Raw genomic sequence first — 25,554 nt, forward strand, 5'->3', positions numbered from 1 at the left:
CCTTTGTAGGAGGACTAATGACGGTAATGGACAAAGTTTAGCTCAGGCCTTGAGCTTCTCGGCAATCCAGATGGTGTGCCGGGTGCCGCGATTGCCATGGGCGTACACCTGCACTTCCTCGGCCTTGAAACCGGCCTTGCGCAGGCGCTCGGAGAATTTCTGGTCGGCGCTGGCGGACCACACCGCGAGGATGCCCTTGGGCCGCAGGGCCCGGGCACAGGCACCCAGGCCGGCGCTGGAGTAGAGCCAGCTGTTGGCTTTCTGGGTCAGGCCTTCAGGGCCGTTGTCGACGTCGAGCATGATCGCGTCGAAGCCCTGGGGTTCGGCCTGCAGGACCTTGGCCACGTCTTCCAGGCGGATCACCGTGCGCGGGTCCAGCAGCGGCCGGCCGGACTTTTCCCCGAGCGGGCCACGGTTCCATTCCACCACCCCGGGCACCAGTTCGGCCACCACCACCTCGGCGCTCTGGCCCAGGTGCTTGAGGGCCGCGGCCAGGGTGAAGCCCATGCCCAGGCCGCCGATCAGCACCCGCGAGTTCGGGCGCCCGGCGACCTTGCTGCAGGGAATCTGCGCCAGGGCATCCTCGGAGCCGTGCATACGGGTGTTCATCAATTGGCCGCCGTCGCCGCCCTGGATCTTGATGACGAAATCCTCACCGTATTCGAACAGGCACAAGGCACCGCCGTTTTCAGGAATCGGAGTAGTGTCCAGCAGTACGAAACGTTTCATGGAGATCTCATTGAGGAAGGCAAAAGCTCCCGGTTGGGAGTAGCCTGACGCCAGACAATAGCAATGGAGCCATTGATGAAGCGCACTATTCTAACGGTGATTGCCCAAGCGGCGCTCGCCCTGACCGCCGCCCTGGCGCTGAGTGCTGGCCCGGCCCTGGCCGACGAGCCGCAAAGCGCCCCGGTGGTGACCCCGACGCCGACCCTCGGCACCCCGGGCACGGCCACCCCCACGCCTTATCCGCAAGTGACCCCGCCCAGTACGCCGAAAGCCGGGAGCAGTGGCAGCGCGCCCTTGCTACCGCCGATCGATATGCCCAAGCCGCCCAAGGACCAGACTCTGCCGGGGCTGGAGCAGAACGACAACAAGGCCAAGGTGCAAGGAGCCTAGATCTGCTGTGCGAGCAACTGGCCGTCGGCCATGCGCAGGCGCTTGGACAGGGAAATAGCCAGGGCGCGGATGATCTTGGCGGCGATCTTCGGCGCATCGTTGAGCATCTTTTCCAGGGAGTCCTTGCCCAGGTTGAGCAACTGGCAATCACTGGCCGCCACGCAGGTGGCCGAGCGTCGCTCGCCATCGAGCACTGCCATTTCGCCAAAGGCCCGGCCGCTGCGCAGGGTGGCGATGGTCAGCGGCTGGCCGTCCAGGGTGCTCTTTTGCACGGCCACCTGGCCGCTGTGGATGATGCACATGAAACTGCCGGCATCGCCCTCATGAAAGATCGCTTCGCCCTTGGCGATACTGCTGATGCTGAAATAGCCGGCTGCTGCGTTGAAGTCGGCGGGCAGCAGTTGATCGAACAGGCCGCAGTCCATCAGCCAGTCGCGGATCTCGTTGTTCAGTAAGGTGGGTTCGGACATGGGATCAGGGTCTTTTTCTTGTGTCTGTTGCACGGGCGCAGGCCCGGTCCGGCGGTTGCCGGCGGCGGTCCAGTGTTAAGACAGGAGCGCCGCGGGTAGTTCCTCAGTCCAGGCCCAGAATGTTCAGGATAAAGGCATATTCGAGGGCTACGTCACGTAATCCCTGGTAACGGCCGCTCATGCCGCCATGACCGGCACCCAGTTCGGTCTTGAGCAGCAGCGGGTTGTCGTCGGTCTTGGTGGCGCGCAGTTTGGCCACCCATTTGGCGGCTTCCCAGTACTGCACGCGACTGTCGTTGTAACCGGCGATCACCAGGGTCGCCGGGTAGGCCTGGGCCCGGACGTTCTCATAGGGGGCGTAAGCCTTGATCCGCTCATAGACCTCAGGCTCCTCGGGATTGCCCCATTCGTCGTACTCGGTGACGGTCAGTGGCAGGTCCGGGTCGAGCATGGTGTTGAGCACGTCGACGAAAGGCACTTCGGCGATAGCCGCCCGGAACAGCTCGGGACGCTGGTTGAGCACGGCGCCGATCAACAGGCCGCCGGCACTGCCGCCGCTGATGGCCAGTTGTTGGGCGCTGGTCAGGCCCTGGGCGATCAGGTGTTCGGCGCAGGCGATGAAGTCGCTGAAGGTATTCTGTTTGTGCTCCTGCTTGCCGGCGCGATACCAGGCTTCCCCCAGCTCGCCACCGCCACGCACATGGGCGATGGCAAAGGCCACGCCGCGATCCAGCAGGCTCAGGCGGGCATGGGAGAACCAGGGATCGAGGCTCTCGCCATAGGCGCCGTAGCCATACAGGTACAGCGGTGTCGGTTGGCCCAGGCACTCGCGCTTGACCACCAGGCTGATGGGCACCTGGGTGCCGTCGGCAGCGGTGGCCCAGAGGCGCTGGCTGACATAGGCGTCGGCATCGAAGGGGCCCAGCACCGGGGTTTCCTTGAGCACCTGCTGTTGACCGTCGGCCAGTTGCAGCTGGCGCACCTGGGCCGGGCGATTCAGCGCCTCGTAGCGCAGACGGATGCGATCGCTGGAAAACTCCAGGCTGTTCTGCACGTGCAGGCTGTAGGCCGCGTCCGGCAGTTGCACGCGATACACGGGCAGGTCCTGGGGATGCACTTCGATGATCGGCAGGCCGCCTTCGCGCAGGCTCAGGGTCATGGCGCCGGCGTTGAGGGTCACGCCGTCGAGCATCACCTCGGGATTGTGCGGGACCAGCAGCTGCCAGTCGCTTTCCTCGGGGATGGCACCCTGGTCGGCTGCCTGATACAGGGCGAAGTTGATGCCCTCGCGGTTACTGCGGATGAACCAGGTCCACTGGCCGTCGAGTTGACCGTGATCGACATCGTATTCGTGGCCCTCGACCCGTGGCGCCAGGCAGGTGAACGGCAGCTGCGGCTGCGCGGCGTCCAGGGCCCAGGTTTCGCCGGTGGTCTTGCTGCCCAGGGACAGCAGCAATTGGCGCTCGGAGCTTGAGCGGTAGCAGTGCAGGAAGAAGCGTCCGTCCGGCTCGTGGAACACCTCCTCGGCGGCAGTGCCGTCCAGACGGTAGCGGAACAGTTTGTGCGGGCGATGGGTGTCGTCCAGCTCGCCGAAGAACAGGGTCAGGCTGTCGTTGGCCCAGGTCATGCTGCCGTCGCAGTTGTCGAAGGACAGCTCGCTGACCTTGCCGTTGGACAGCTCCTTGATGAACAGGGTGTAGATTTCCTCGCCGGTGGTGTCGAGGCTGTAGGCCAGGCGCTGGTGGTCGGGGCTGATGCTGAAGGCACCGAGGGAGAAGAAACCGCCGTTGGCCAGGGCGTTGGGGTCCAGCAGCAGCTGTTCGCGGCTTTCGTCCACCGTCAGGCTGTCGTCTGCCGGGCGCGGGCAGCGATAGTGCCGGGCGTATTCGTCACCGGCGGTGGTGCGGGTGTAATACAGGTACGGGCCCCAGGGGGAGGGCAGGGACAGGTCGGTCTCGAGGATCCGTCCCTTGATCTCCTGGAACAGTGTCTCGCGCAGGGGCGCCTGGTGGGCCAGCCGGGCTTCCTGGTAGCTGTTTTCAGCGTTCAGGTAGTCGAGCACCGCGTCGGTGTCGCGTTCCTGCAGCCAGGCATACGGGTCAGCGCCTTCGGCCTTGTGGGCAATCGGGGCGCTGCTGTCGTTGGCGGGTAGGGGCATGGGTGGCTCTCGAACGAAGACAAATGAGGGCTTGGCAGACGGCGGTGCAGCCTGACACGGGAAAAGTCGTTATCATAAGCGCCTCTTTGCCTGCCTTGCCATGGACACCATGACCGAGAACGACTATCTGATCGCCTGGGGCCTTTACGCCTTTGCCGCTTTGGGCTGCCTGCTGGTGTGGATGCGCCTGACCCGCTGGATGTGGCGCTGGCTGCGCGAGCCGCTGCGTGTACTGATGGCAGTGCTGCTGTTGAGCCCCACCATCATCGACCCTGTCAAAGAAAAATATGCTCCGGCCGTGGCCATCACTGCCCTGGATATGGCCTTCAAGGTCGGCAACAACGCCTGGCGCGCAGTGTCCGATCTGTTCATGTACGGCATGATCGCCTTTGGCGTCTACCTGCTGTTCGTGCTGATCCGCTGGCCCATCGAGCGTGCTGCCGAGGAGCGCCGCCAGCGCAACGAAGCGGCGCAAGCCGCGGCCAAGGCTGCCGAAGTGGAGGATGACCAGCCCTTTGGCGGCGCCGGCAATGACCGTTATGGTCGTCCGTCTGCTGCGGGCACCCCCCTGAACACGCGGGTCGAGCCGCGTCTGTAACCTGGCCCCGGCATTGCAGCGAGAGTCCGAGCATGTGTGAGTTATTGGGCATGAGCGCCAATGTACCGACCGATATCGTCTTCAGCTTTACCGGGCTGATGCAGCGCGGCGGCCGTACCGGCCCCCATCGCGACGGTTGGGGCATCGCTTTCTATGAAGGCCGTGGTCTGCGCCTGTTCCAGGACCCGGCGGCCAGCAGCGAGTCGGAAGTGGCCAACCTGGTGCAGCGCTACCCGATCAAGAGCGAAGTGGTGATCGGCCACATCCGCCAGGCCAACGTCGGCAAGGTCTGCCTGGCCAACACCCATCCCTTTGTCCGTGAACTCTGGGGCCGTAACTGGTGCTTCGCCCATAACGGCCAGTTGGCGGACTTCCAGCCCCAGGCCAGTTTCTATCGCCCGGTGGGGGATACCGACAGCGAGGCGGCGTTCTGTGACCTGCTCAACCGGGTGCGCGAAGCCTTTCCCGAGCCGGTGGAGGTCGAGCAGTTGCTGCCGACCCTGATCCAGGCCTGCAGCGAATACCGCAGCAAAGGCGTGTTCAATGGCTTGCTCAGTGACGGTGACTGGCTGTTCTGCTTCTGCTCCACCAAGCTGGCGCAGATCACCCGACGTGCCCCATTCGGTCCGGCCCGGCTCAAGGACGTCGATGTGATTGTCGATTTCCAGGCGGAAACCACCCCCAACGACGTGGTCACGGTGATCGCCACCGAACCCTTGACTGAAAACGAAACCTGGACCCGCTACCAGCCGGGCCAATGGAGCCTGTGGCGACGCGGTGAATGCGTCAGCCACGGCCAGACCGAATAAGGACATCCCTATGTTGCTCAGTTATCTGCGGCTGGTGTTGTTCGCCGCCGGCCTGTTGATCGGTGTGCAAGTGCCGGGTTTCATCAGCGATTACGCCAAGCGCGTGGAAGCCCACCTGATTGAATCGCAGAACAGCCTGCGGGGCTTCCAGGGCACCGCCGCGCAGTTTTTCAAGGGCGACCTGAACGCCCTGGTGGCCCATTACCGGGCCAGCGAGGACCCGGTGTTTCGCAGCGATGCCGAGAGCCTGAGCGGCTTGCTTCATCGTCAGTTGGCCCTGGACAAGCAATACCAGGCGATGCAGGGCCCCTGGTACATCCGCCTGCTGCAAGTGGCCCTGGCAGCCGACCCGGATATCCGCAAGGAAACCTGGGATGGCTACAGCTACCAGATCCTGCTGACCCCGGAAGCGATGATCTGGGGCATGAGCGGCGCCTTGCTGCTGTCCTTCGGACTTGAGTGCCTGTACCGCCTGATCGATTGGGTGGTGCTGGGAGGCCGGCGTTTGCGCCAGAGCCGTCCGATCGAAGAGCGCGACCTCAAGGGCCTCTGAGCGCCCCGCACTGCAGGTGCCGGCAACACCTGCACAAGGCTGGCGCATTCGCTGGCAAGCCAGCTCCTACGGATGTCGACTCGCCAGCGGGGTTTGTGTAGGAGCCGGCTTGCCGGCGAAGAGGCCTGCAAGACCTGCACAAGGCTGAAGAGTGCATTCGCTGGCAAGCCAGCTCCTACGGATGTCGACTCGCCAGCGGGGCCTGTGTAGGAGCCGGCTTGCCGGCGAAGAGGCCCGCAAGACAGGCACAAGGCTGAAGAGTGCATTCGCTGGCAAGCCGACGCCTATGCGGGCTCAATCAGGATGATGTGCTCCTGGCCCACTTTCTGCCCATAGCGCTGCACCACGCGCTGGCACAGCTCCACGATATCCTCCACCAGCTCCACGCCTACGCGCCACGACACCACCACCTGCAGGTTGGGCGGGCGCTGGTCGATGGCCAGCAAGGTCAGTTCGCCACGGGCCAGTTCCTCGCGTACCAGCACCGGCGGCAGGGCGCCAATCCCGAAGCCGTCCCTGAGCAGGCGGGTGATGGCTGACACCGAGTTGACGCAATTGAGCCGTGGCGCCAGCACCCCGTTGGCCTGCATCAGGCTCAGCACCTGCTGGTGGGGCAGGGAGTTCTTCGAATAGGTGATGATCCGCTCTCGGGCCAGCTCGGCGAGATTGGCGTAGTCGCGGTTGTAGATCGAATTGCTGGCGGCAATCCAGCCCACCGGGTGGCTGGCCAGCTCCAGGCTGCGGATGCTTTCCTGGCGCAGCAGGTCGGTCTGCAGCACCAGGTCGAGAAAGCCTTTTTGCAGCTGGTCGCACAGGTTCAGCGAGGTGTCGGCCACCAGTTCGATGTCCACTTGCGGGTAGTGGTCCATCATTTCCGCCACCAGGGGGCTGAGCCAGGTGTGGATCACCGTGTCCATGACCCCGATGCGAATCCGTCCGACCTTGCTCGACGGCGCCTCGATGGACTGTTTCAACACGTGCAGGGTGTCGAGCATCTGCTCGGCGTGCTCCAGCACCTTGAGGCCTTCCGGGGTCAGGCTGACGCCCCGCGAGTCGCGCAGGAACAGCTTCACCCCCAGTTCGCCTTCCAGCACCGCAATACGGCTGGAGATCGCCGCCTGGGTGGTGAAGAGTTTTTCCGCGGTGAGGCTGAAGCTCTTGAGCCGCGCCACCCAGACGAAGGTTTCGAGAAACTTGAGATTCATGGGATCAACTTTTCTTATGCCTTGGGGCGGTTTTTATTAGTTGGACGCCGGTTGTGCCTGAACCGAAGAATGGCCCAACCCACGATATGCGTCGTCGGGGCCCAGAACAATACCAACAACACTACCCTGGAGATCGCCATGAGTGCGCCCGAAACACTGGCCGCCGAGGCTCCGCGCCGCGCCGGCCCGTTTGACTGGTACCGGGACATCAACCAGCAGGAACGCCGGACATTCTGGAGCTGCAAGATTGGTTATGGCCTGGATGGCATGGACACCCAGATGCTCAGCTTCGTGATCCCGACCCTGATCGCGCTGTGGGGCATCACTTCCGCCGAAGCCGGCCTGATCCATACCAGCACCTTGCTGGCCTCCGCCCTGGGCGGCTGGATCGCCGGAATTCTTTCCGACCGCATCGGCCGGGTACGCACCCTGCAACTCACGGTGCTGTGGTTCGCCGTCTTCACCTTTCTTTGCGGTCTTGCGCAGAACTACGAACAGTTGCTGATCGCCCGCACCTTGATGGGGTTCGGCTTCGGCGGCGAGTGGACTGCCGGAGCGGTGCTAATCGGCGAAGTGATCCGCGCCAAGAACCGTGGCAAGGCGGTGGGCATGGTGCAATCCGGCTGGGCCCTGGGCTGGGGGCTGACGGCGCTGCTGTATGCGCTGCTGTTCTCCCTCTTGCCGCCGGAAGATGCCTGGCGCGGGCTGTTTCTGCTGGGCATCCTGCCGGCGATTTTCGTGATCTTTGTCCGTCGCCTGGTCAAGGACCCCGAGGTCTACCGGGAAACCAAGGCGCGTGAAGTGCCAAGCAACCCGGCGCGGTTCTACGAGATCTTCGCCCCGGGGATTCTCAGCACCACCTTGCGCGCCTCCTTGCTGGCGGCAGGGGCCCAGGGCGGCTACTACGCCATCACATTCTGGCTGCCGACCTTCCTCAAGACCGAGCGCGGCTTGAGCGTGCTCAGTACCGGCGGCTACCTGGCCATGGTGATCGCCGGCTCCTACGTGGGGTATGTGATCAGCGCCTACCTGACGGATATTCTCGGCCGCAAGAAGAACTTCGTGCTGTTCGCCGCCGGTTCTTTCACCATTGTCCTGCTCTACACCCAGTTGCCGGTGAGCAACGCAGTGATGCTCTGGCTGGGCTTTCCCCTGGGCTTTTTCGCTTCGGGCATTTTCAGCGGCATGGGGGCGTTCCTGACGGAACTGTTCCCCACGCGCATCCGCGGTTCCGGCCAGGGTTTCTGCTACAACAGCGGCCGGGCGCTGGCGGCGCTGTTCCCACTGCTGATCGGCCTGTTGAGCCAGCATGTGCCGCTGAGCGTGGCCATTGGCACCTTTGCCGCGGTGTCCTACGGCGTAGTGGTGCTGGCGGCCCTGAGCCTGCCGGAAACTCGTGGCAAGGAACTCGAGGCCCGCTAACTGATAATCTGCGGGAGCATTGCGCGACCGCCCCGCAACCGAACCTTATAAGAACCACAGGAGCACTGACCGTGAGCCGCCTGTTATTGAATTGCGACATCGGCGAAAGCTTTGGCAACTGGACCCTGGGGCTGGATGCCGAGGTGATGCCTTTTATCGACTGCGCCAACATTGCCTGCGGCTTCCATGCCGGCGACCCAGGCATCATGCGCAAGACCGTGGCCCTGGCCCTGGCCAACGGCGTGCGCATTGGCGCCCACCCGGCGTATCAGGACCTGGCAGGCTTTGGCCGCCGCTCCATGAGCTACTCGCCCCAGGAAATCCAGGACCTGCTGCACTATCAGATCGGTGCGCTGGATGGCATCTGCCGGGCCCAGGGCGGCCGGGTCGAGTACGTCAAACCCCACGGCGCGATGTACAACGACATGATGGCCAAGCCCGCCCAGTTGCGGGCGGTGATCCAGGCGGTGGCGGCCTACGACCCGCAGCTGCCATTGATGCTCATGGCCACTCGCGACAATAGCGCGGCCCAGGCCTTGGGCGATGAATACGGTGTGACCCTGTGGTTCGAGGCTTTTGCCGACCGTGCCTACGACAACGCCGGGCATCTACTGTCGCGGCAGTTGCCGGGGGCGGTGCACCATGAAGCGCAAACGATTCTCCAGCAGGCCCTGACCATTGCCCGGGGCGAAACCTTGACCGCCAGTGACGGCAGCGCCTTGCTGCTGCACGCCAACACCCTGTGCGTGCATGGCGACAACGCCAGTTCGGTGGCGGCGGTGCAGCGCATTCGCGAAGCCCTGAACCAGCAGTCCGGCCTATGAAGCCACAGGTTGAAGTAGTCGCCATCGACTGCCTGATGGTGCGGCTGTTCGAGGTGATCGCCGAGGACAACATGCCCTGGATGCTGGCCGCCGCCGAGGGCCTGCGCCAGGCTTTCGGTGAACAACTGATCGATCTGGTGCCGTCCTACACCACGCTGATGGTGCATTACGACCTACAGGCCTTGAGCCCGTCCGAGGCCCGCGCGCGGATCGAGCTGGCCTTGACCGATCTGGCGCCCGGTAGCGCTCAGGCTGGGCGCGAGCATGTATTGCCGGTGTGGTACGACCCCAGTGTAGGGCCTGAACTGGCGCTGCTGTCCCGGCGCAGCGGGCTGTCGGTGGCCGAAGTGATCCAGCGTCACAGCCAGCGTGAGTACCAGGTGTTTGCCCTGGGCTTCGCTCCCGGGTTCGCTTTTATGGGGCTGGTGGAGGAGCGGTTGGCGGCGCCCAGGCTGAACACCCCGCGCAAGCGTGTGGCAGCGGGTAGCGTCGGCATTGCCGAGCGCCAGACGGCGGCTTATCCGGTGGTGTCGCCGGGGGGCTGGAACCTGATTGGTCGCACCCCGAGTCGACTGTTCGATCGCGAGCTTGATGGCTACAGCCTGATGCAACCTGGGGATCGGGTGCGTTTTACCCCGGTGGAGCATGCCGAGTTCATCCGCCTGGGGGGCGATGACACGCCGCTGGAGGTGCCGGCATGAGTCGCCTGTCGATCGAGGCCAGCACGCCTTTGTGCCTGCTGCAGGATGGCGGACGCTTTGGCGTGCGCCACCTGGGGGTGACCCAGGGCGGGGCGCTGGACTGGGTGTCCATGTCCTGGGCCAACTGGCTGCTGGGCAACGCCCTGGATGCACCCGTGGTGGAAATCACCCTGGGCGGTTTCACCCTGCTGGCCGAGGATTATTGCCTGCTGGCCCTGGCCGGGGCCGATCTTGGGGCCTATGTCGATGAGCGGCCTTTGACCCCGGGGCGCAGTTTCATCCTGCAAAAAGGCCAGCGCCTGCGATTCACCCAGCCGTTCTTTGGGGCTCGGGCCTATCTGGCGGCCCCTGGCGGTTTCGATGCGCCCAAGGTGTTGGGCAGTTGCGCCAGTGTGCTGCGCGAGGCTCTCGGTGGGCTTGATGGTTACGGTCGGGCGCTGAGTGAGGGGGGAGTACTGAGCTATTCGGGAACCGGTGGTGCGCTCAGGAGTCTGTCGGCTGCGCAGTTGCCGGATTTGCAATCCGCTGCACCGCTGGAGGTGATCCTGGGTGCGCAGATCGGCCAGTTCAGCGGGTTGAGCCTGTTCGACGCCTTCAACAGCACCTGGACCCTGGACAGCCGGGCGGATCGCATGGGAGCTCGCTTGCTGGGGCCGACCTTGCAGTATCAGGGCCGGCCAATGATTTCCGAGGGCATTCCCCTGGGGGCGATCCAGGTGCCGCCGGACGGCCAGCCAATCGTCCTGCTCAATGATCGGCAGACCATTGGCGGCTATCCGCGATTAGGGGCGTTGACGCCGCTGTCACTGGCGCGCCTGGCGCAGTGTTTGCCGGGCAGTGAGCTGCGTTTGACGCCGGTGGTGCAAGAGACGGCGCATCGGCAGCAGGTGGCGTTCCTGCGCCGGTTCGGGTGAGGGGCTGAAGAGCTTCGCCGGCAAGCCGGCTCCTACAGGGTTGTGTAGGAGCCAGCTGGCTGGCGAACGGGTTTATTTGGACAGGAAGCGCATGCCTTCTTCCAGGCCGCGCAAGGTCAGCGGGTACATCTGGTCCTCGATCAGATCGCGGACGATGTTGGTCGAAGCGGTGTAGCCCCAGGTGTCTTTCGGGTAGGGATTGATCCAGATGAGCTTCTTGTACTTTTCCATGAAGCGCTGCATCCACACGTAGCCGGCTTCTTCGTTCCAGTGCTCGACGCTGCCGCCGGCCTGGGTGATTTCGTAGGGCGCCATGGCGGCGTCACCGACGAAGATCACTTTGTAGTCGGCGCCGTACTTGTGCAGCAGGTCCTGGGTCGAGGTGCGCTCGGAGCCGCGGCGCATGTTGTTCTTCCACACCGATTCATAGATGAAGTTGTGGAAGTAGTAGTACTCCAGGTGCTTGAACTCGGTCTTGCAGGCCGAGAACAATTCCTCGCAGATCTTCACGTGGGCATCCATGGAACCGCCGATGTCGAACAGCAACAGCAGCTTGATGCTATTGCGTCGCTCCGGGCGCATCTGGATGTTCAGCAGCCCGGCATCGCGGGCGGTGTGGTCGATGGTGCCGTCGATGTCCAGCTCCTCCGCCGCCCCCTGGCGCGCGAACTTGCGCAGCCGGCGCAGGGCCACCTTGATGTTGCGGGTGCCCAGCTCCACCGAGTCGTCGAGGTTCTTGTATTCGCGCTGGTCCCAGACTTTCACCGCCTTGCCCTGGCGCTTGCCGGCGTCGCCGACGCGGATGCCTTCCGGGTTGAAACCGCCGGAGCCGAAGGGGCTGGTGCCGCCGGTGCCGATCCACTTGTTGCCGCCGGCGTGGCGTTCCTTCTGTTCTTCCAGGCGTTTCTTGAACTCTTCGATGAGCTTGTCCAGCCCGCCCAGGGACTGGATCTGCGCCCGTTCTTCATCGCTCAGGGAGCGCTCGAATTCCTTGCGCAGCCAATCCTCGGGGATCAGCGCCTGCAGGTGGTCATCGAGTTTTTCCAGGCCGTTGAAGTAGGCACCGAAGGCCCGGTCGAACTTGTCGAAATGGCGTTCATCCTTCACCAGGATCGCCCGGGCGAGGTAGTAGAACTCGTCCATGTCGGCGAAGGTCACGCGCTGCTTGAGCGCGTTGATCAGGTCCAGCAGCTCGCGCACCGACACCGGCACCTTGGCCGCGCGCATTTCATTGAACAGGTTGAGCAGCATGTCTATCGCTCTCTAATAATCTTTGGGTCTGTTCAGAAGCTCGCCGAGCGGCGATCAGGCAAGGCAAAAACAGGAGAGGAAGCGGAGTTTAGCCTGCTAAATGAGCATTCCGAACCTGTTTTTAACGCAGCATGATCGACGCGCAGGCCGCTTCTGGGCAGAGCCTAGCGATTTCCGCGACGGCTCATGAATGCCAGGCGCTCCAGCAGTTGTACATCCTGCTCGTTTTTCACCAGGGCGCCGGCCAGGGGCGGGATGGCCTTGGTCGGATCACGCTCGCGCAGCACCGCTTCGCCGATGTTGTCGGCCATCAACAGCTTGAGCCAGTCCACCAGTTCCGAGGTCGAGGGCTTCTTCTTCAGGCCCGGCACTTTGCGCACGTCGAAGAACACGTCCAGGGCTTCGCTGACCAGGTCTTTCTTGATGTCGGGGTAGTGCACGTCGACGATTTTCTGCAGGGTGGTGCGGTCGGGGAAGGCGATGTAGTGGAAGAAGCAGCGACGCAGGAAGGCGTCCGGCAGCTCTTTCTCGTTGTTGGAGGTAATGATGATGATCGGCCGCTGCTTGGCCTTGATGGTCTCGTCGATTTCGTAGACGTAGAACTCCATCTTGTCGAGTTCCTGCAGCAGGTCGTTGGGGAATTCGATGTCCGCCTTGTCGATTTCGTCGATCAGCAGGATCACCCGCTCCTCGGACTCGAAGGCTTCCCAGAGCTTGCCTTTTTTCAGGTAGTTGCGGATGTCGTGGACCTTGTCCACCCCCAGCTGGGAGTCGCGCAGGCGGCTGACCGCGTCGTACTCGTAGAGGCCCTGGTGGGCCTTGGTGGTGGACTTGATGTGCCAGGTGATCAGCTTGGCGCCAAAGGATTCGGCCAGTTGCTCGGCGAGCATGGTCTTGCCGGTGCCGGGTTCGCCCTTGACCAGCAACGGCCGCTCCAGGGTGATGGCGGCATTGACTGCCAGCTTCAGGTCATCGGTGGCGACGTATGCACGGGTGCCTTCGAACTTCATCTGCAATTCCTCGAACGGTGACGGCGAGCTGCCCGGGGCAGGTCGATTGAATGGGGAGTGATGGCGCGACTATAACGCGCTGCCCGGTCGACTGTGAACGTGGACGCCCCATTCAGTCTCTGAATGGAGCGTCACGGGGTGACTCAGTCAGTCGAGGGCTTGGGTTGTTCGTAACGGGCATTGAAGGCCTGGATGAACCCGTTGCGCAAAATCTGCAAAAACGCCTGGAATGCGCTGATATCTTGCTGGTGCACGCTGCCGCTGAGTTCGACCCGGGTGGCGAACTGGTTCTTGCGCTGGTTCTTCAGCAGGTTTTCCCCGGCTCCCACCAGGGCTTCCCATACCGAGCGCAATATCCCCTTGTTGCGGTTCTGCACATCCTGCTGCCAATTGAAGATTTCCACGTCCCGCAGCAACGGCTTGATATAGCCGTGCAGTTGGCCCTTCTCGGCCTGGGCTTCGATCACCACGTCGCCGTGGCCGGCATTGAAGTCGAACTTGCCGTAGGCCGAGGCGAAGTCGTTGAAGCGCTTGAGTTCGATATCCCGGGCCCGCAGACGGAATTCGAAGTCCTCGAAATTGCTCAGGGGATCGAAGGTGGCGGTGCTTTCCATGGGGGCCTGGCCTTGCAGCAGGGCCTTGCCGTCGAAGCGCGCATCGCGCTTGCCCTGGGTATCCACCACGTTGGTCAGGTTGTAGAAACTGGCATTGACCTGGGTGGCGCCGATGTTCACCGGGGGGGTGGAACTGAAGTTGCGAAAGTGGATCTTGCCGTCGCTGATCCGCACCTCGTCGAGGGTGATGGGCAACAGCTTGCCCAACTGGGCCCGCCAGTCGGTGCCTTCACCGGTCTGCGAGGCTTGCTTGTCCGCGCCACCATCGACGAAGTTCAGCTCCGGCTGGACGAACTGTACCTTGGCCACCACGGCGTGGTCGTACCACAGGGAATGCCAGCTCACCGCCAAGTCGATCAGCGGCGCCTTGACGAAGGGCACCGGCACCTTGCCGCTGACCTTGACGATCTCCAGCCCGTTGATGCGGTAGGCGCCGCGCCACAGGGCCAGGTCGATATCGCTGATCTGGCCACGGTAGTCGCCCATGTCCGCCAGTTTGTCATTCAGGTAGTCGCGCACCAGATAGGGCAGGGTGAAGTGCAGGGCCAGCAGCAGGACCAGCAGGCCGGCCAGGGTCCATAGGGGCCAACGGTAACGACGTTTCATGATCAGCAGTCTCCAGCCGTATAAAGGCATTGACTGCCTGGGGCCGCAGTCGTTCGGCGCGACTGGACGCTCAAGGGCACCAGGCATACCCTTGAGGACTTCTTCACTGCTGCATAAGGACCCAGCCATGAGCCGAATTTTTGCTGACAACGCCCATTCCATCGGCAACACGCCCTTGGTGCAGATCAACCGCATCGCCCCTCGTGGCGTGACCATCCTGGCCAAGATCGAAGGGCGTAACCCGGGCTACTCGGTGAAATGCCGGATCGGCGCCAACATGATCTGGGACGCGGAAAGCAGCGGCAAGCTCAAGCCGGGCATGACCATCGTCGAGCCCACCTCGGGCAATACCGGGATTGGCCTGGCCTTCGTCGCGGCCGCCCGTGGCTACAAACTGATGCTGACCATGCCGGCGTCCATGAGCATCGAGCGGCGCAAGGTGCTCAAGGCCCTGGGCGCCGAACTGGTGCTCACCGAGCCGGCCAAGGGCATGAAAGGGGCGATTGAAAAGGCCGCGGAAATTCTCGCCAGCGATCCGTCCAAGTACTTCATGCCACAGCAGTTCGATAACCCGGCCAACCCGGCGATCCACGAGAAAACCACCGGTCCGGAAATCTGGAACGACACCGACGGCGCCGTGGACGTGCTGGTGGCCGGGGTCGGTACAGGTGGCACCATCAGCGGCGTGTCGCGCTACATCAAGAAGACTCAGGGCAAGCCGATTCTCTCGGTGGCGGTGGAGCCGGCCACTTCGCCGGTGATCAGCCAGAAACTGGCCGGTGAAGAAATCAAGCCCAGCCCCCACAAGATCCAGGGTATCGGCGCCGGTTTCGTGCCGAAGAACCTGGACCTGGAAATGGTCGACCGGGTCGAGTTGGTGACCGATGAGGAATCCAAGGCCATGGCCCTGCGGTTGATGCAGGAAGAGGGCATCCTCTGCGGCATCTCCTGCGGAGCGGCAATGGCGGTGGCGGTGCGCCTGGCGGAAACCCCGGAAATGCAGGGCAAGACCATCGTGGTGATCCTGCCCGATTCCGGGGAACGCTACCTGTCGAGCATGCTCTTCAGCGATCTGTTCACCGAGCAGGAAAACCAACAGTAAGCGCGGGTCAGGCATTCGCCCGTAGGAGCCGGCTTGCCGGCGAATGCTGACCCATATCAGGCCAGGGCCTGGCTGCTTATGCTACTTAACGCCTTTGTTGCATAACCGTTAACGCTGAATGTTGGGTTGTGCGGGTTTTTCCAGGGCCCAGGAGTGTTTATCATTGCCGGCTGCCAGGTCGGGTGAACATTCCCCTACAGGTACCTATTTCCTAGGAGTCGTTGCATGAGCTTTTCCTTTACCGCCAAGGTCGCGGTGTTGTCGTTGTTCGTCGGCAGCATTCTCTACGTGCACCTGCGCGGCAAGGCGCGTCTGCCGGTACTGCGCCAGTTCGTCAACCATTCGGCGCTGTTCGCCCCTTATAACGCATTGATGTACCTGTTCTCCGGGGTGCCCTCCAAGCCCTACCTGGACCGCAGCAAGTTCCCCGAGCTGGATATCCTGCGGGACAACTGGGAAGTGATCCGCGAAGAGGCCATGCACCTGTTCGACGAGGGTTACATCCGCGCTGCCGAGAAGAACAACGACGCCGGCTTCGGCTCGTTCTTCAAGAAGGGCTGGAAGCGTTTCTACCTCAAGTGGTACGACAAGCCACTGCCCTCGGCCGAGGCCCTGTGCCCGAAGACCGTGGAGCTGGTGAGCGCCATTCCCAACGTCAAGGGCGCGATGTTCGCCCTGCTGCCCGGTGGCAGCCACCTGAACCCGCACCGCGACCCCTTTGCCGGCTCCCTGCGTTATCACCTGGGGCTGTCGACCCCCAACTCCGACGCTTGCCGGATCTTTGTCGATGGCGAGGAATACGCCTGGCGTGACGGTGAAGACGTGATGTTCGACGAGACCTACGTGCACTGGGTAAAGAACGAAACCGACGTCACCCGGGTCATCCTGTTCTGCGACATCGAGCGTCCGCTGAGCAGCCGCCTGATGACCCGTATCAATCGCTGGGTCAGCGCCCAGTTGGGTCGTGCTACTGCGCCGCAGAACCTCGACGACGAGCGCGTCGGTGGGATCAACCAGGCCTATGCCTGGAGCAAGCGTTTCAGCGACAGCTTCAGTGGTGTGGTCAAGCAGTGGAAGCGTCGCAATCCCAAGCTCTACCGCATCCTGCGCCCGGTGCTGGCGGTGGTGGTGCTGGTGGTCTTGTGGAAGTGGCTGTTCGGATAAATCTTGCAATGAATATCGGGCGCTGGTTATATTCGGCGCTCGATGAGTCAGCCGACTCATGGTTTTTCCCTTCAAGAAAGATCAGCACATGGCCTTTTCCCCCCTCAACGCGGTAGTGCTTTCAGCGGTCAACGCTGGCGTCGTGCCGTGTGGGAATCAGCAGCCTGTGCAGATCGGTCAGTACCCCCCACCTGTCAGTAGCACGCCGGTGTACGCAGTCGTATCACCGCCGGGCGTTGGCTTTTCGGGCTGATCAGCAATCGCTGCTGTTCCCTGTGCCCGCCTGAACCAAACACTACTGAACTTCAGCCTTGGCTGAATTGGCTTCTTGCCTGATTACAGGTGGTTTTCATGTTGCTCATTTCCAAAAAGTCCGCGCTTGCGGCGGCTTCCACGAGCCTGTTCGTCCTGCTCTGGAGCAGTGGCGCCATCTTCTCCAAATGGGGCCTCACCCAGGCTTCGCCCTTTGCCTTCCTGCTGCTGCGCTTCATCATCGCCCTGATGGGCCTGGTGCTGCTGATGCCCCTGCTCAAGCTCCACCTGCCCCGGGGGCGTCGGGCCATGGGATTTGCCGTGGCTACAGGCCTGGTGCTGCTGGGTGCTTATCAGATCTTCTACATCCTGGCCCTGGACCTGAAGGTCACACCCGGCGTCATGGCCACCATCATGGGGGTGCAGCCGATCCTCACCGTGGTGCTGATGGAGCGCCAGCGTTCCTGGCGTCGCCTGTTCGGCCTGAGCCTGGGGCTGGCGGGGTTGATCATGGTGGTCTACCAGGGCATCGGTCTGGCGGGGATCTCCATCTCCGGGATGCTCTGCGGCCTGCTGGCGCTGGTGAGCATGACCGCTGGCTCGATCATGCAGAAACGCATCACCGACAACCCTCTGGGCACACTGCCAGTGCAGTACTTGGCGGGGCTGTTGCTGTGTTCCTTGTTCGTGCCGTTCCAGCCGTTTCACTTCGAGTACAGCGCCGGACTGCTGGTTTCCGTGCTGTGGATGGGGCTGGTGGTGTCGGTGCTGGCCACGCTGCTGCTGTATCGGCTGATCGCCCAGGGCAATCTGGTGAATGTCACCAGTCTGTTCTATCTGGTGCCGGCGGTGACGGCGCTGATGGACTATGTCTTTTTCGGCAACCGTCTGGCATTGCTGAGTCTGATCGGCATGGGACTGATCATTGTCGGGCTGGTATTTGTGTTCCGTAAGAGCGCTTGATCCACCCAGGCAGTTGTCTCCCCGACGACTGCCGACTACGCCGGCCGGGTGCAATGCCCGGTCGGTGACTGGATTCATCGGCAGCATGAGCAAACAACCATAGCGCCAACTGCTGGCCATGTGCCATTATGTTGATGAAGGTCTCTGACCGGTGAAAAAAAGCTCGTTTTCAATCCCTTGAAGGTGATTCGAAGTGTGCTGAACGAGCTTTCAAGGTTCTTTTGATAACCAGATGTTTGGACTTTCTTTGGTGTATTCCAAATTAGTCCATCAGATAAACCTTAAAAATTAAAGCCGGTACCTAGACTGACGACATATTCCTTATACAAAGGAGAGTCAGTATGAACGCAGCGTTCGCTTCCACCGCTTTCGGCTTGCTTTTGGGACTATCGAGCAGCTGCTTTGCTGCTGCTCCAATCGCACAGGGGATCATCCGTTTTACCGGCAGTATCGTTGAGAGCAATTGCACCTCCAGCGCCGCCAGTACCGGGCTTAGCCTGCGCCAGTGTCCTCAAGGCTCCCGCGGCGCCGCGATCGACGTAGCACGTGTGGGAGCAGTGGCCAGCGTCAGCGCTCTGGATCATTCCGCCGTCAAGCTCAAGCTCCTGACCGACAGCGGTTCCCAGGGACGCTATTACGACCAGCACTATGCCTTTGTCGACCAGGCCGGGAAGGCCGTAACCTCCGGCACTTACCTGATTACCCTGAACGTTCCATAAGACCTCTGGCGGTGTTCATGCCGGGTTCATCCAGGTCGAGACACCGGCTTCAAACCGGCGTTTTCACCGCCGGCCGCAGCACCAGCCACAGGGCGGCGGCAATCAGCGCGCCGCCATACAGATGAGCCATGGACAATGGCTCATCCAGCAGCATGGCCCCCCATAACACGCCGAACGGCGGAATCATGAAGGTCACGGTCATTGACCGCACCGGTCCGATGGCGCTGAGCAGACGGAAATACAGCACATAGGCAAACGCCGTGCAGCCCAGGCCCAAGCCCAGCAGCGACAGCCACACGCTCCAGCCACCCCAACTGGCCGGCGGCTGGCTGATGGCGTTGTAGACGAACAGGGGCAACAGCAGCAGGGTGGCACCGAGCATGCTGCCCAGTGCCGAGAGGCGACTGTCCAGGCCGCCGGCCTGATCCAGCCAGCGCCGCGCAAGGAAGCCGGCGAAGCCGTAGCAGGTGGTGGCCATCAGGCAGGACAGGGCGCCCAGCAGCAGTTCATGGTCGAAGGCCACGGGGCCGGCGCGGGTGAGAACGCCCACGCCGAACAAGCCCAGGCAGACCCCGGCCATCTTGCTCAAGCTCAGGCGCTCGTGAAAAAACAAGCCGCCGATCAACACCCCCATCAACGGCGTGGTGGCATTGAAGATCGCCGAATAGCCCGCCGGCAGCACCAGGGCCGCCACTGAGTACATCGTTGCCGGAATCCCCGAGTTGATCACCCCGAGCAGCAGTACGGTCTTGAACTTGCCGCGAAAATCCCAATCGATCCGCATCAGTGCCAGCATCACCAGCAAGCCGGCAGCGGCAATCGACACCCGGAAGAACGCCGTGGGTACGCTGCCCAGCACCGGGGCGATGATGCGCATGAATAAAAAGCTCGCGCCCCAGATGGCGGCCAGCGACAACAGACGCAGGAGATCGACAAGTCTCACGGAAGGATCCTTCGGTTTGAAGGCGGGGATCTTGCCCAGCACTGGCGGGCATGGCAAACCTTATTGGCGCACAGGGCGACGAAGCCCGACACTCCGTTTGTTGCGATCAATGATCCGCCACCCAAGCTTGGGGAGCAGGGCGACTGCCGGGTCATTTTCCGGCGTACGCTTGATCACAAAAATACGCTTCTCCTCAAGCCGTTTCACTGGCTAAGCTCTGGCATCGTAAATTCCCGCAGAGGTCTACTTATGCCGCAGCCATGGCCAGCCGCCGATATCGCTCGAATGATCCTCGATGGCTTCGACGACTACCGCGAGCACTTTCGCCAGATTACCGATGGTGCCCGGCAACGCTTCGAGCAGGCGCAGTGGCAGGAAGCGCAAAAGGCCTCGGCGGCGCGGATCAACCTCTATGAGGAAAAGGTCGGGGAGACCGTAGCCCGGCTGCACCAGGCCTTCAGTGACGATTCGCTGATGGATGTCAGCCAGTGGCCACTGGTGAAAAGCGCCTACATCAGCCTGATCGACCTGCGCTTCGACGATGAGCTGTCCGAGACCTGGTACAACTCGATCTTTTGCGGGCTGTTCAGCCATGACCTGATCAGCGACGGCTGCATGTTCATTCACACCACCCGGCCCAGCCTGCGCCGGGCCCGGGCCGCGCAGACACGCAGCTACAAGCCAGCGGGCGAACTGGCCAACATGCTCGAACAGGTATTCGCCGACTACCGCTTCAGCGAGGGCTATGCCGACCTGCCGGGCGACCTGCGGCGCCTGGAGGCGCAACTGCGGGAGAACCTGCCGGACTGGGTGTGCAAGGACCCGGAGTTGACCCTGGAGCTGTTTTCCTCGGTGCTTTATCGCAACAAGGGCGCCTACCTGGTGGGGCGCATCTTCACCCACGAAGAACAGTGGCCGCTGGTGATCCCGCTGCTGCATCGTGAAGGCCGGGGCATCCAGATCGATGCACTGATCACCGACGAAGCCGATGTCTCGATCATCTTCTCCTTCACCCGCTCGTATTTCATGGTGGATGTGCCGGTGCCGGCGGAGTTCATCGGCTTCCTCAAGCGCATCCTGCCGGGCAAGCACATCGCCGAGCTGTACACCTCCATCGGGTTCTACAAGCACGGCAAGTCGGAGTTCTACCGGGCGCTGATCAACCACCTGGCCAACACCGACGACCGCTTCATCATGGCCCCCGGTGTGCGCGGGATGGTCATGAGCGTGTTCACCCTGCCGGGCTTCAACACCGTGTTCAAGATCATCAAGGACCGTTTCTCGCCGTCGAAGAACGTCGACCGGGCCACGGTGATCGAAAAATATCGCCTGGTGAAAAGCGTCGACCGGGTCGGGCGCATGGCCGATACCCAGGAGTTTGCCGACTTCCGTTTTCCCCTGAGCAAGTTCGACCCGGCCTGCCTTGAGGAACTGCTGGAAGTGGCGCCGTCCACTGTGGCCGTGGAAGAGCAGACGGTGCTGATCCGCCACTGCTGGACCGAGCGCCGCATGACCCCGCTCAACCTCTACCTGGAGCACGCCAACCCGGATCAGGTACGCGAGGCCCTGGAGGATTACGGCCTGGCGATCAAGCAACTGGCGGCCGCCAACATCTTCCCCGGCGACATGCTGCTGAAAAACTTCGGCGTGACCCGTCACGGTCGGGTGGTGTTCTACGACTACGACGAGATCTGCTACCTCACCGAAGCCAACTTCCGTCACATTCCGGCGCCACGTACGCCGGAAGACGAGATGGCTTCCGAGCCCTGGTATTCTATCGGCCCCCACGACGTGTTCCCCGAGGAGTTCCCGCCGTTCCTGTTCGCCGATGCCAGCCAGCGCAAGCTGTTCGACCAACTGCACGGCGAGCTGTACAACGCCGACTACTGGAAGGGCCTGCAGGACGCCATCCGCGCCGGCAAGATCATCGATGTCTTCCCTTACCGGCGCAAAGGCCTGGAAGACGAATAGACGTGTAGGAGCCGGCTCACCGGCGAAGGCGTCCTCACCGGCCCTTTCGTCGGCAAGCCGGCTCCTACGTATTGCCTGGACTTTTCTGCGACAATCGCGGCCTGCCTAAATAGACGACATTTTGCGTACCTGATGACTTCCGAATCGCCTGCAATCGACCAACTGTTGAAAAACCTCGATCAAGCCATGCTCGCCGACCGCCACCGGTTGCGCCGGCAGCTGCTCGAACTGCGCAAGAAGCCCGACGAGGCCAAGCTCGCCCAATGGCTGGAGCGGATGCAGGCGTCCTGCAACCTGGTGACGGCGCGGCGCGACAGCGTGCCGCCGATTCGCTATGACGACAGCCTGCCGATTGCCGCCAAGCGCGACGAGATCAAGGAGGCGCTGCTCAAGCATCAGGTGCTGATCATTGCCGGTGAGACCGGCTCGGGCAAAACCACTCAGTTGCCGAAGATCTGCCTGGAAATCGGCCGTGGCCAGCAGGGGCTGATCGGCCATACCCAGCCCCGGCGGATTGCCGCCCGCAGCGTCGCCAGCCGGGTCGCCGAAGAACTGGCCACGCCCCTGGGTTCGCTGGTGGGCTATCAGGTGCGCTTCGAGGACCAGAGCGATTCCAGCACCCTGATCAAGCTGATGACCGACGGCATCCTGCTGGCGGAAACCCAGAACGACCGCTACCTGGAACGCTACGACACCATCATCGTCGACGAGGCCCACGAGCGCAGTCTGAACATCGACTTCCTCCTCGGCTACCTCAAGACCCTGTTGCCACGGCGCCCGGATCTCAAGGTCATCATCACCTCGGCCACCATCGACCTGGAGCGCTTCTCCAAGCATTTCGATGATGCCCCCATCGTCGAAGTCTCCGGCCGCACCTTCCCGGTGGACACCTGGTATCGCCCCCTGACCCTGGAGCAGGACGAGGAGGGCAACCGGGTCGAGGACGACCTGACCGTGGATCAGGCGATCCTTGCCACCCTGGATGAGATCGCTGCCTATGAGCGCAGCGAACGTCGCAGCCCTGGAGACGTGCTGGTGTTCCTGCCGGGGGAGCGGGAAATTCGCGATGCCGCGGAAATGCTGCGCAAGGCCCAGCTCAAGCACACCGAGATCCTGCCGCTGTACGCGCGCCTGTCGCCGGCGGAGCAGCAGCGGATCTTCCAGTCTCACCCCGGTCGCCGGGTGGTGCTGGCGACCAACGTTGCCGAAACCTCGCTGACCGTGCCGGGCATTCGTTATGTGATCGACAGCGGTACTGCACGCATCAGTCGCTACAGCTACCGGGCCAAGGTCCAGCGCCTGCCCATCGAGGCGGTGTCCCAGGCCAGTGCCAACCAGCGTAAAGGCCGTTGCGGCCGGGTCGAGCCGGGGATCTGCGTGCGCCTGTACAGCGAGGAGGATTTCCTCGGTCGGCCGGAGTTCACCGATCCGGAGATCCTGCGCACCAACCTGGCGGCGGTGATCCTGCAGATGCTGCATCTGCGCTTGGGTGAAATCACCGCGTTTCCGTTTATCGAACCGCCGGATGGCAAGGCCATCAGCGACGGTTTCAACCTGTTGCAAGAGCTCTCGGCAGTGGACCGCAACAGCCAGTTGACGCCGCTGGGCCGGCAGCTGGCGCGCCTGCCGGTGGACCCGCGCATGGGCCGCATGCTGCTGGAAGCGGCCAAGCTCGGCAGCCTCCAGGAAGTGCTGATCGTTGCCAGTGCGATGTCGATCCAGGACCCCCGCGAGCGTCCGCCGGAGCGCCAGCAAGCCGCCGACCAGGCTCACGCACAGTGGAAGGACGTGGACTCGGACTTCGCCGGGCTGGTCAATCTGTGGCGCGGCTTTGAAGAGCAACGCCAGGCCCTGACCGCCAGCCCGCTGCGCAACTGGTGCCGCAAGAACTTCCTGAATTACCTGCGCCTGCGGGAGTGGCGCGACTCGCACCGGCAACTGAGCCTGATCTGTCGTGACCTGCAACTGAGCCTGAACAAGGAACCGGCGGACTACCCGAAACTGCACAAGGCGGTGCTGGTGGGTTTGCTGAGCCAGATCGGCCAGAAGACCGAAGACGGCGACTACCTCGGCGCCCGTCAGCGGCGCTTCTGGATTCACCCGTCCTCGGGCCTGGGCAAGAAACGCCCGCAATGGCTGATGACCGCCGAGCTGGTGGAAACCACCAAGCTCTATGCGCGCATGGTGGCCAAGATCGAGCCGGACTGGATCGAGCCCCTGGCCGGCCATCTGGTGAAGAAGAACCACTTCGAGCCCCATTGGGAGAAGAAGCGTGGCCAGGTGGTGGCCTACGAGCAGATCACCCTGTTCGGGCTGATCGTGGTCGGTCGCCGGCCGGTGCATTACGGTCCGGTGGACCCGGTGGTGTCCCGCGAGTTGTTTATCCGCGAAGCCCTGGTGCGCGGCGAGATCCAGTCCAAGGCCAAGTGCCTGAGCGCCAACACCCAGTTGCTGGAACAGCTCGACGCTCTCGAAGCCAAGGCCCGGCGCCGGGACATCCTCGCGGACGAGGAAACCCTGTTCGCCTTCTACGACGAGCGCTTGCCGGCGGAGATTCACCAGACCGCGACCTTCGACAGCTGGTACCGGGTCCACAGCCAGAAGAACCCGCAACTGCTGATCATGCGCGAGGAAGACGTGCTGGCCCGCGAGGCCAGTGAAGTCACCGCCAAGCAGTATCCGGACACCCTGCATATCGGCGACCTGGAGCTGGCCCTGAGTTATCACTTCGAGCCCAACCACCCCCGGGACGGCGTGACCCTGCGGGTGCCGGCGCCCTTGCTGCCGGCGCTGCCCGCCGAACGCCTGGAGTGGCTGGTGCCGGGGCTGATCGAGGCCAAGTGCATCGCCCTGGTGCGCAACCTGCCCAAGGCCCTGCGCAAGAACTTCGTGCCGGTGCCGGACTTCGTCAAGGCGGCCCTGCAGCGCATGGTCTTCGCCGAGGGCTCGCTGCCCCAGGCCCTGGGCCGCGAACTGCTGTGCATGACTGGTGCCCGAGTCAGCGACGAGGCTTGGAGCGAAGCTGAGCAACAGGTGGAAAGCCACCTGCGGATGAACCTGGAAATCGTTGATGCCCAGGGCAAGTTCCTCGGCGAAGGCCGGGACCTGGCCGAGCTGACGGCGCGGTTCGCCGAAGCCAGCCAGGCTGCCCTGGCGGTGCCGCAGACCGCCAAGGGCCAGCAGCCGGTGGAAGCCAAGGTGTTCGCCGCGGTCGCAGAAAAGACCCAGCAGAAGATCGCCGGGCTGTCGATGACGGTGTATCCGGCGCTGGTCGAGGAGGCCGGGACCGTCAAGGAAGGGCGCTTCTCCACCGCCGCCGAGGCTGAGTTCCAGCACCGCCGGGCCTTGCAGCGCCTGCTCTTGCAACAACTGGCGGAGCCGGCCAAGTTCCTGCGCGGCAAGCTGCCGGGGCTCACCGAGCTGGGCCTGCTGTACCGCGAGCTGGGCCGGATCGATGCGCTGGTGGAAGACATCCTCCTGGCCAGCCTCGACAGCTGCATCCTCGACGGCGAAGCCACGCTGCCTCGGGATGGCGCGGGCCTGGCGTCCCTGGCCGAGCGCAAGCGCGGCGCCTGGACCGAGCATGCCGAGCGCCTGGCGCGCCTGACCCTGGAGATCCTCAAGCTCTGGCACGGTCTGCAAAAACGCTTCAAGGGCAAGATCGACCTGGCCCAGGCCGTGGCCCTCAACGACATCAAGTCCCAGCTGGCGCATCTGGTGTACCCCGGCTTCGTACGGGAAACCCCGGCCTTGTGGCTCAAGGAAGTGCCGCGCTACCTCAAGGCGGTGGAGCTGCGCTTCGAGAAGCTCGGCAGTCAGGTGCAGAAGGATCGAGTCTGGAGCAGCGAACTGGCCGGCCTCTGGAGCCAGTACCAGACCCGGGCCCAGAAGCATGCCCAGGAAGGCAAGCGCGACCCGCAACTGGAACTGTATCGCTGGTGGCTGGAGGAATACCGGGTGTCCCTGTTTGCCCAGCAACTGGGGACCAAGGTGCCGATTTCCGACAAGCGCCTGAGCAAGCAATGGAGCCAGGTAGACGTCTGACCCAATGCCCCCTCGTAGTAGCTGCCGCAGGACGCCCCGGTAGGGAGGGCGGTCCCGCCGATCTTGCAGTTGCGGCGAAATATCGGAGGTTATGGCAAACTCCGCCGTCATAAATGCCGGCCCCGGTTATCTGCACCACAGG

At 63.0% G+C, this 25,554-nt stretch carries 22 protein-coding genes; 14 read left to right on the forward strand and 8 right to left on the reverse strand.

Going from position 1 to position 25,554, the window contains the following annotated elements:
- Positions 1-42: 42 nt before the first annotated feature.
- Positions 43-729: a spermidine synthase gene (locus ACSSVC_RS11425; RefSeq protein ID WP_446438914.1), complete on the reverse strand. Its 687-nt coding sequence runs from the start codon at positions 727-729 to the stop codon at positions 43-45.
- 75 nt (positions 730-804) lie between these two features.
- On the opposite strand from ACSSVC_RS11425, the gene ACSSVC_RS11430 reads away from it, so the two are divergent.
- A complete protein-coding gene (locus ACSSVC_RS11430; RefSeq protein ID WP_123726443.1) occupies positions 805-1,119 on the forward strand; it encodes a hypothetical protein in 315 nt (104 codons plus the stop codon).
- Here ACSSVC_RS11430 and ACSSVC_RS11435 read toward each other — a convergent pair.
- The gene (locus ACSSVC_RS11435; protein WP_446438913.1) at positions 1,116-1,589 is read right to left on the reverse strand and encodes a cyclic nucleotide-binding domain-containing protein; all 474 of its coding nucleotides are present in this window, start codon (positions 1,587-1,589) and stop codon (positions 1,116-1,118) included. The two genes, ACSSVC_RS11430 and ACSSVC_RS11435, sit on opposite strands and share 4 nt — an antisense overlap.
- A gap of 103 nt (positions 1,590-1,692) precedes the next feature.
- Positions 1,693-3,747: a S9 family peptidase gene (locus ACSSVC_RS11440; protein WP_404938633.1), complete on the reverse strand. Its 2,055-nt coding sequence runs from the start codon at positions 3,745-3,747 to the stop codon at positions 1,693-1,695.
- Between the two features lie 100 nt (positions 3,748-3,847).
- Between ACSSVC_RS11440 and ACSSVC_RS11445 the strand changes: the two genes are divergently transcribed.
- From ACSSVC_RS11445 to ACSSVC_RS11455, 3 genes are read left to right on the forward strand one after another with little or no spacing between them, the layout of a single operon-like run.
- Complete coding sequence (locus ACSSVC_RS11445) at positions 3,848-4,345, forward strand: MFS transporter (protein WP_492612294.1); 498 nt, start codon at positions 3,848-3,850, stop codon at positions 4,343-4,345.
- Positions 4,346-4,377: 32 nt separating this feature from the next.
- The gene (locus ACSSVC_RS11450; RefSeq protein ID WP_123726440.1) at positions 4,378-5,154 is read left to right on the forward strand and encodes a class II glutamine amidotransferase; all 777 of its coding nucleotides are present in this window, start codon (positions 4,378-4,380) and stop codon (positions 5,152-5,154) included.
- A gap of 10 nt (positions 5,155-5,164) precedes the next feature.
- Positions 5,165-5,707, forward strand: a complete 543-nt coding sequence (locus ACSSVC_RS11455) for a DUF2937 family protein (RefSeq protein ID WP_346634854.1) — start codon at positions 5,165-5,167, stop codon at positions 5,705-5,707.
- Positions 5,708-5,991: 284 nt separating this feature from the next.
- On the opposite strand, the gene ACSSVC_RS11460 is transcribed toward ACSSVC_RS11455, so the two are convergent.
- A complete protein-coding gene (locus ACSSVC_RS11460) occupies positions 5,992-6,912 on the reverse strand; it encodes a LysR family transcriptional regulator (RefSeq protein WP_346634853.1) in 921 nt (306 codons plus the stop codon).
- 138 nt (positions 6,913-7,050) lie between these two features.
- Between ACSSVC_RS11460 and ACSSVC_RS11465 the strand changes: the two genes are divergently transcribed.
- From ACSSVC_RS11465 to ACSSVC_RS11480, 4 genes are all read left to right on the forward strand, one after another.
- Positions 7,051-8,334 (forward strand): MFS transporter, encoded by a 1,284-nt coding sequence (locus tag ACSSVC_RS11465; RefSeq protein ID WP_492612295.1) that lies wholly within the window; start codon positions 7,051-7,053, stop codon positions 8,332-8,334.
- Between the two features lie 71 nt (positions 8,335-8,405).
- A complete protein-coding gene (locus ACSSVC_RS11470) occupies positions 8,406-9,158 on the forward strand; it encodes a 5-oxoprolinase subunit PxpA (RefSeq protein ID WP_492612296.1) in 753 nt (250 codons plus the stop codon).
- The gene (gene pxpB / locus ACSSVC_RS11475) at positions 9,155-9,859 is read left to right on the forward strand and encodes a 5-oxoprolinase subunit PxpB (protein WP_346634850.1); all 705 of its coding nucleotides are present in this window, start codon (positions 9,155-9,157) and stop codon (positions 9,857-9,859) included. The genes ACSSVC_RS11470 and pxpB overlap by 4 nt, the downstream gene beginning before the upstream one ends.
- The gene (locus ACSSVC_RS11480) at positions 9,856-10,773 is read left to right on the forward strand and encodes a 5-oxoprolinase subunit C family protein (protein WP_492612297.1); all 918 of its coding nucleotides are present in this window, start codon (positions 9,856-9,858) and stop codon (positions 10,771-10,773) included. Before pxpB ends, ACSSVC_RS11480 begins: the two co-directional genes overlap by 4 nt.
- Before the next feature lie 72 nt (positions 10,774-10,845).
- Here ACSSVC_RS11480 and ACSSVC_RS11485 read toward each other — a convergent pair whose 3' ends face one another.
- The 3 genes from ACSSVC_RS11485 to ACSSVC_RS11495 form a co-directional block, all read right to left on the reverse strand.
- Positions 10,846-12,024, reverse strand: coding sequence for a vWA domain-containing protein (locus ACSSVC_RS11485; protein WP_123726433.1), 1,179 nt, complete (start codon positions 12,022-12,024; stop codon positions 10,846-10,848).
- 164 nt (positions 12,025-12,188) lie between these two features.
- Positions 12,189-13,034, reverse strand: a complete 846-nt coding sequence (locus ACSSVC_RS11490) for an AAA family ATPase (protein WP_346634848.1) — start codon at positions 13,032-13,034, stop codon at positions 12,189-12,191.
- A gap of 143 nt (positions 13,035-13,177) precedes the next feature.
- On the reverse strand, positions 13,178-14,254 hold the full coding sequence (locus tag ACSSVC_RS11495; RefSeq protein WP_346634847.1) for a DUF748 domain-containing protein: 1,077 nt from the start codon (positions 14,252-14,254) through the stop codon (positions 13,178-13,180).
- A 127-nt stretch (positions 14,255-14,381) separates the two neighbouring features.
- Between ACSSVC_RS11495 and cysK the strand changes: the two genes are divergently transcribed.
- The 4 genes from cysK to ACSSVC_RS11515 all read left to right on the forward strand — a co-directional run bounded on the left by cysK (position 14,382) and on the right by ACSSVC_RS11515 (position 18,454).
- Complete coding sequence (cysK, locus tag ACSSVC_RS11500) at positions 14,382-15,356, forward strand: cysteine synthase A (protein WP_221809074.1); 975 nt, start codon at positions 14,382-14,384, stop codon at positions 15,354-15,356.
- Between the two features lie 225 nt (positions 15,357-15,581).
- Positions 15,582-16,520 carry an aspartyl/asparaginyl beta-hydroxylase domain-containing protein gene (locus ACSSVC_RS11505; protein ID WP_346634846.1) on the forward strand — a complete coding sequence of 313 codons (939 nt, stop codon included), beginning with the start codon at positions 15,582-15,584 and terminating at the stop codon, positions 16,518-16,520.
- Positions 16,521-16,871: 351 nt separating this feature from the next.
- On the forward strand, positions 16,872-17,735 hold the full coding sequence (locus ACSSVC_RS11510; RefSeq protein ID WP_346634845.1) for a DMT family transporter: 864 nt from the start codon (positions 16,872-16,874) through the stop codon (positions 17,733-17,735).
- A gap of 341 nt (positions 17,736-18,076) precedes the next feature.
- Positions 18,077-18,454 carry a type 1 fimbrial protein gene (locus ACSSVC_RS11515; RefSeq protein ID WP_346634844.1) on the forward strand — a complete coding sequence of 126 codons (378 nt, stop codon included), beginning with the start codon at positions 18,077-18,079 and terminating at the stop codon, positions 18,452-18,454.
- A 49-nt stretch (positions 18,455-18,503) separates the two neighbouring features.
- Here the strand turns inward: ACSSVC_RS11515 and ACSSVC_RS11520 are convergent, their stop codons facing one another.
- Positions 18,504-19,397, reverse strand: coding sequence for a DMT family transporter (locus tag ACSSVC_RS11520; RefSeq protein ID WP_346634843.1), 894 nt, complete (start codon positions 19,395-19,397; stop codon positions 18,504-18,506).
- Positions 19,398-19,646: 249 nt separating this feature from the next.
- Between ACSSVC_RS11520 and aceK the strand changes: the two genes are divergently transcribed.
- Together aceK and hrpA are read left to right on the forward strand one after the other, a co-directional pair.
- A complete protein-coding gene (gene aceK / locus ACSSVC_RS11525; RefSeq protein WP_346634842.1) occupies positions 19,647-21,368 on the forward strand; it encodes a bifunctional isocitrate dehydrogenase kinase/phosphatase in 1,722 nt (573 codons plus the stop codon).
- A gap of 132 nt (positions 21,369-21,500) precedes the next feature.
- On the forward strand, positions 21,501-25,412 hold the full coding sequence (hrpA, locus tag ACSSVC_RS11530; protein WP_492612298.1) for an ATP-dependent RNA helicase HrpA: 3,912 nt from the start codon (positions 21,501-21,503) through the stop codon (positions 25,410-25,412).
- Positions 25,413-25,554 lie beyond the last annotated feature (142 nt).

The sequence above is a fragment of the Pseudomonas sp. E1BtOHC1 genome, assembly GCF_058744285.1.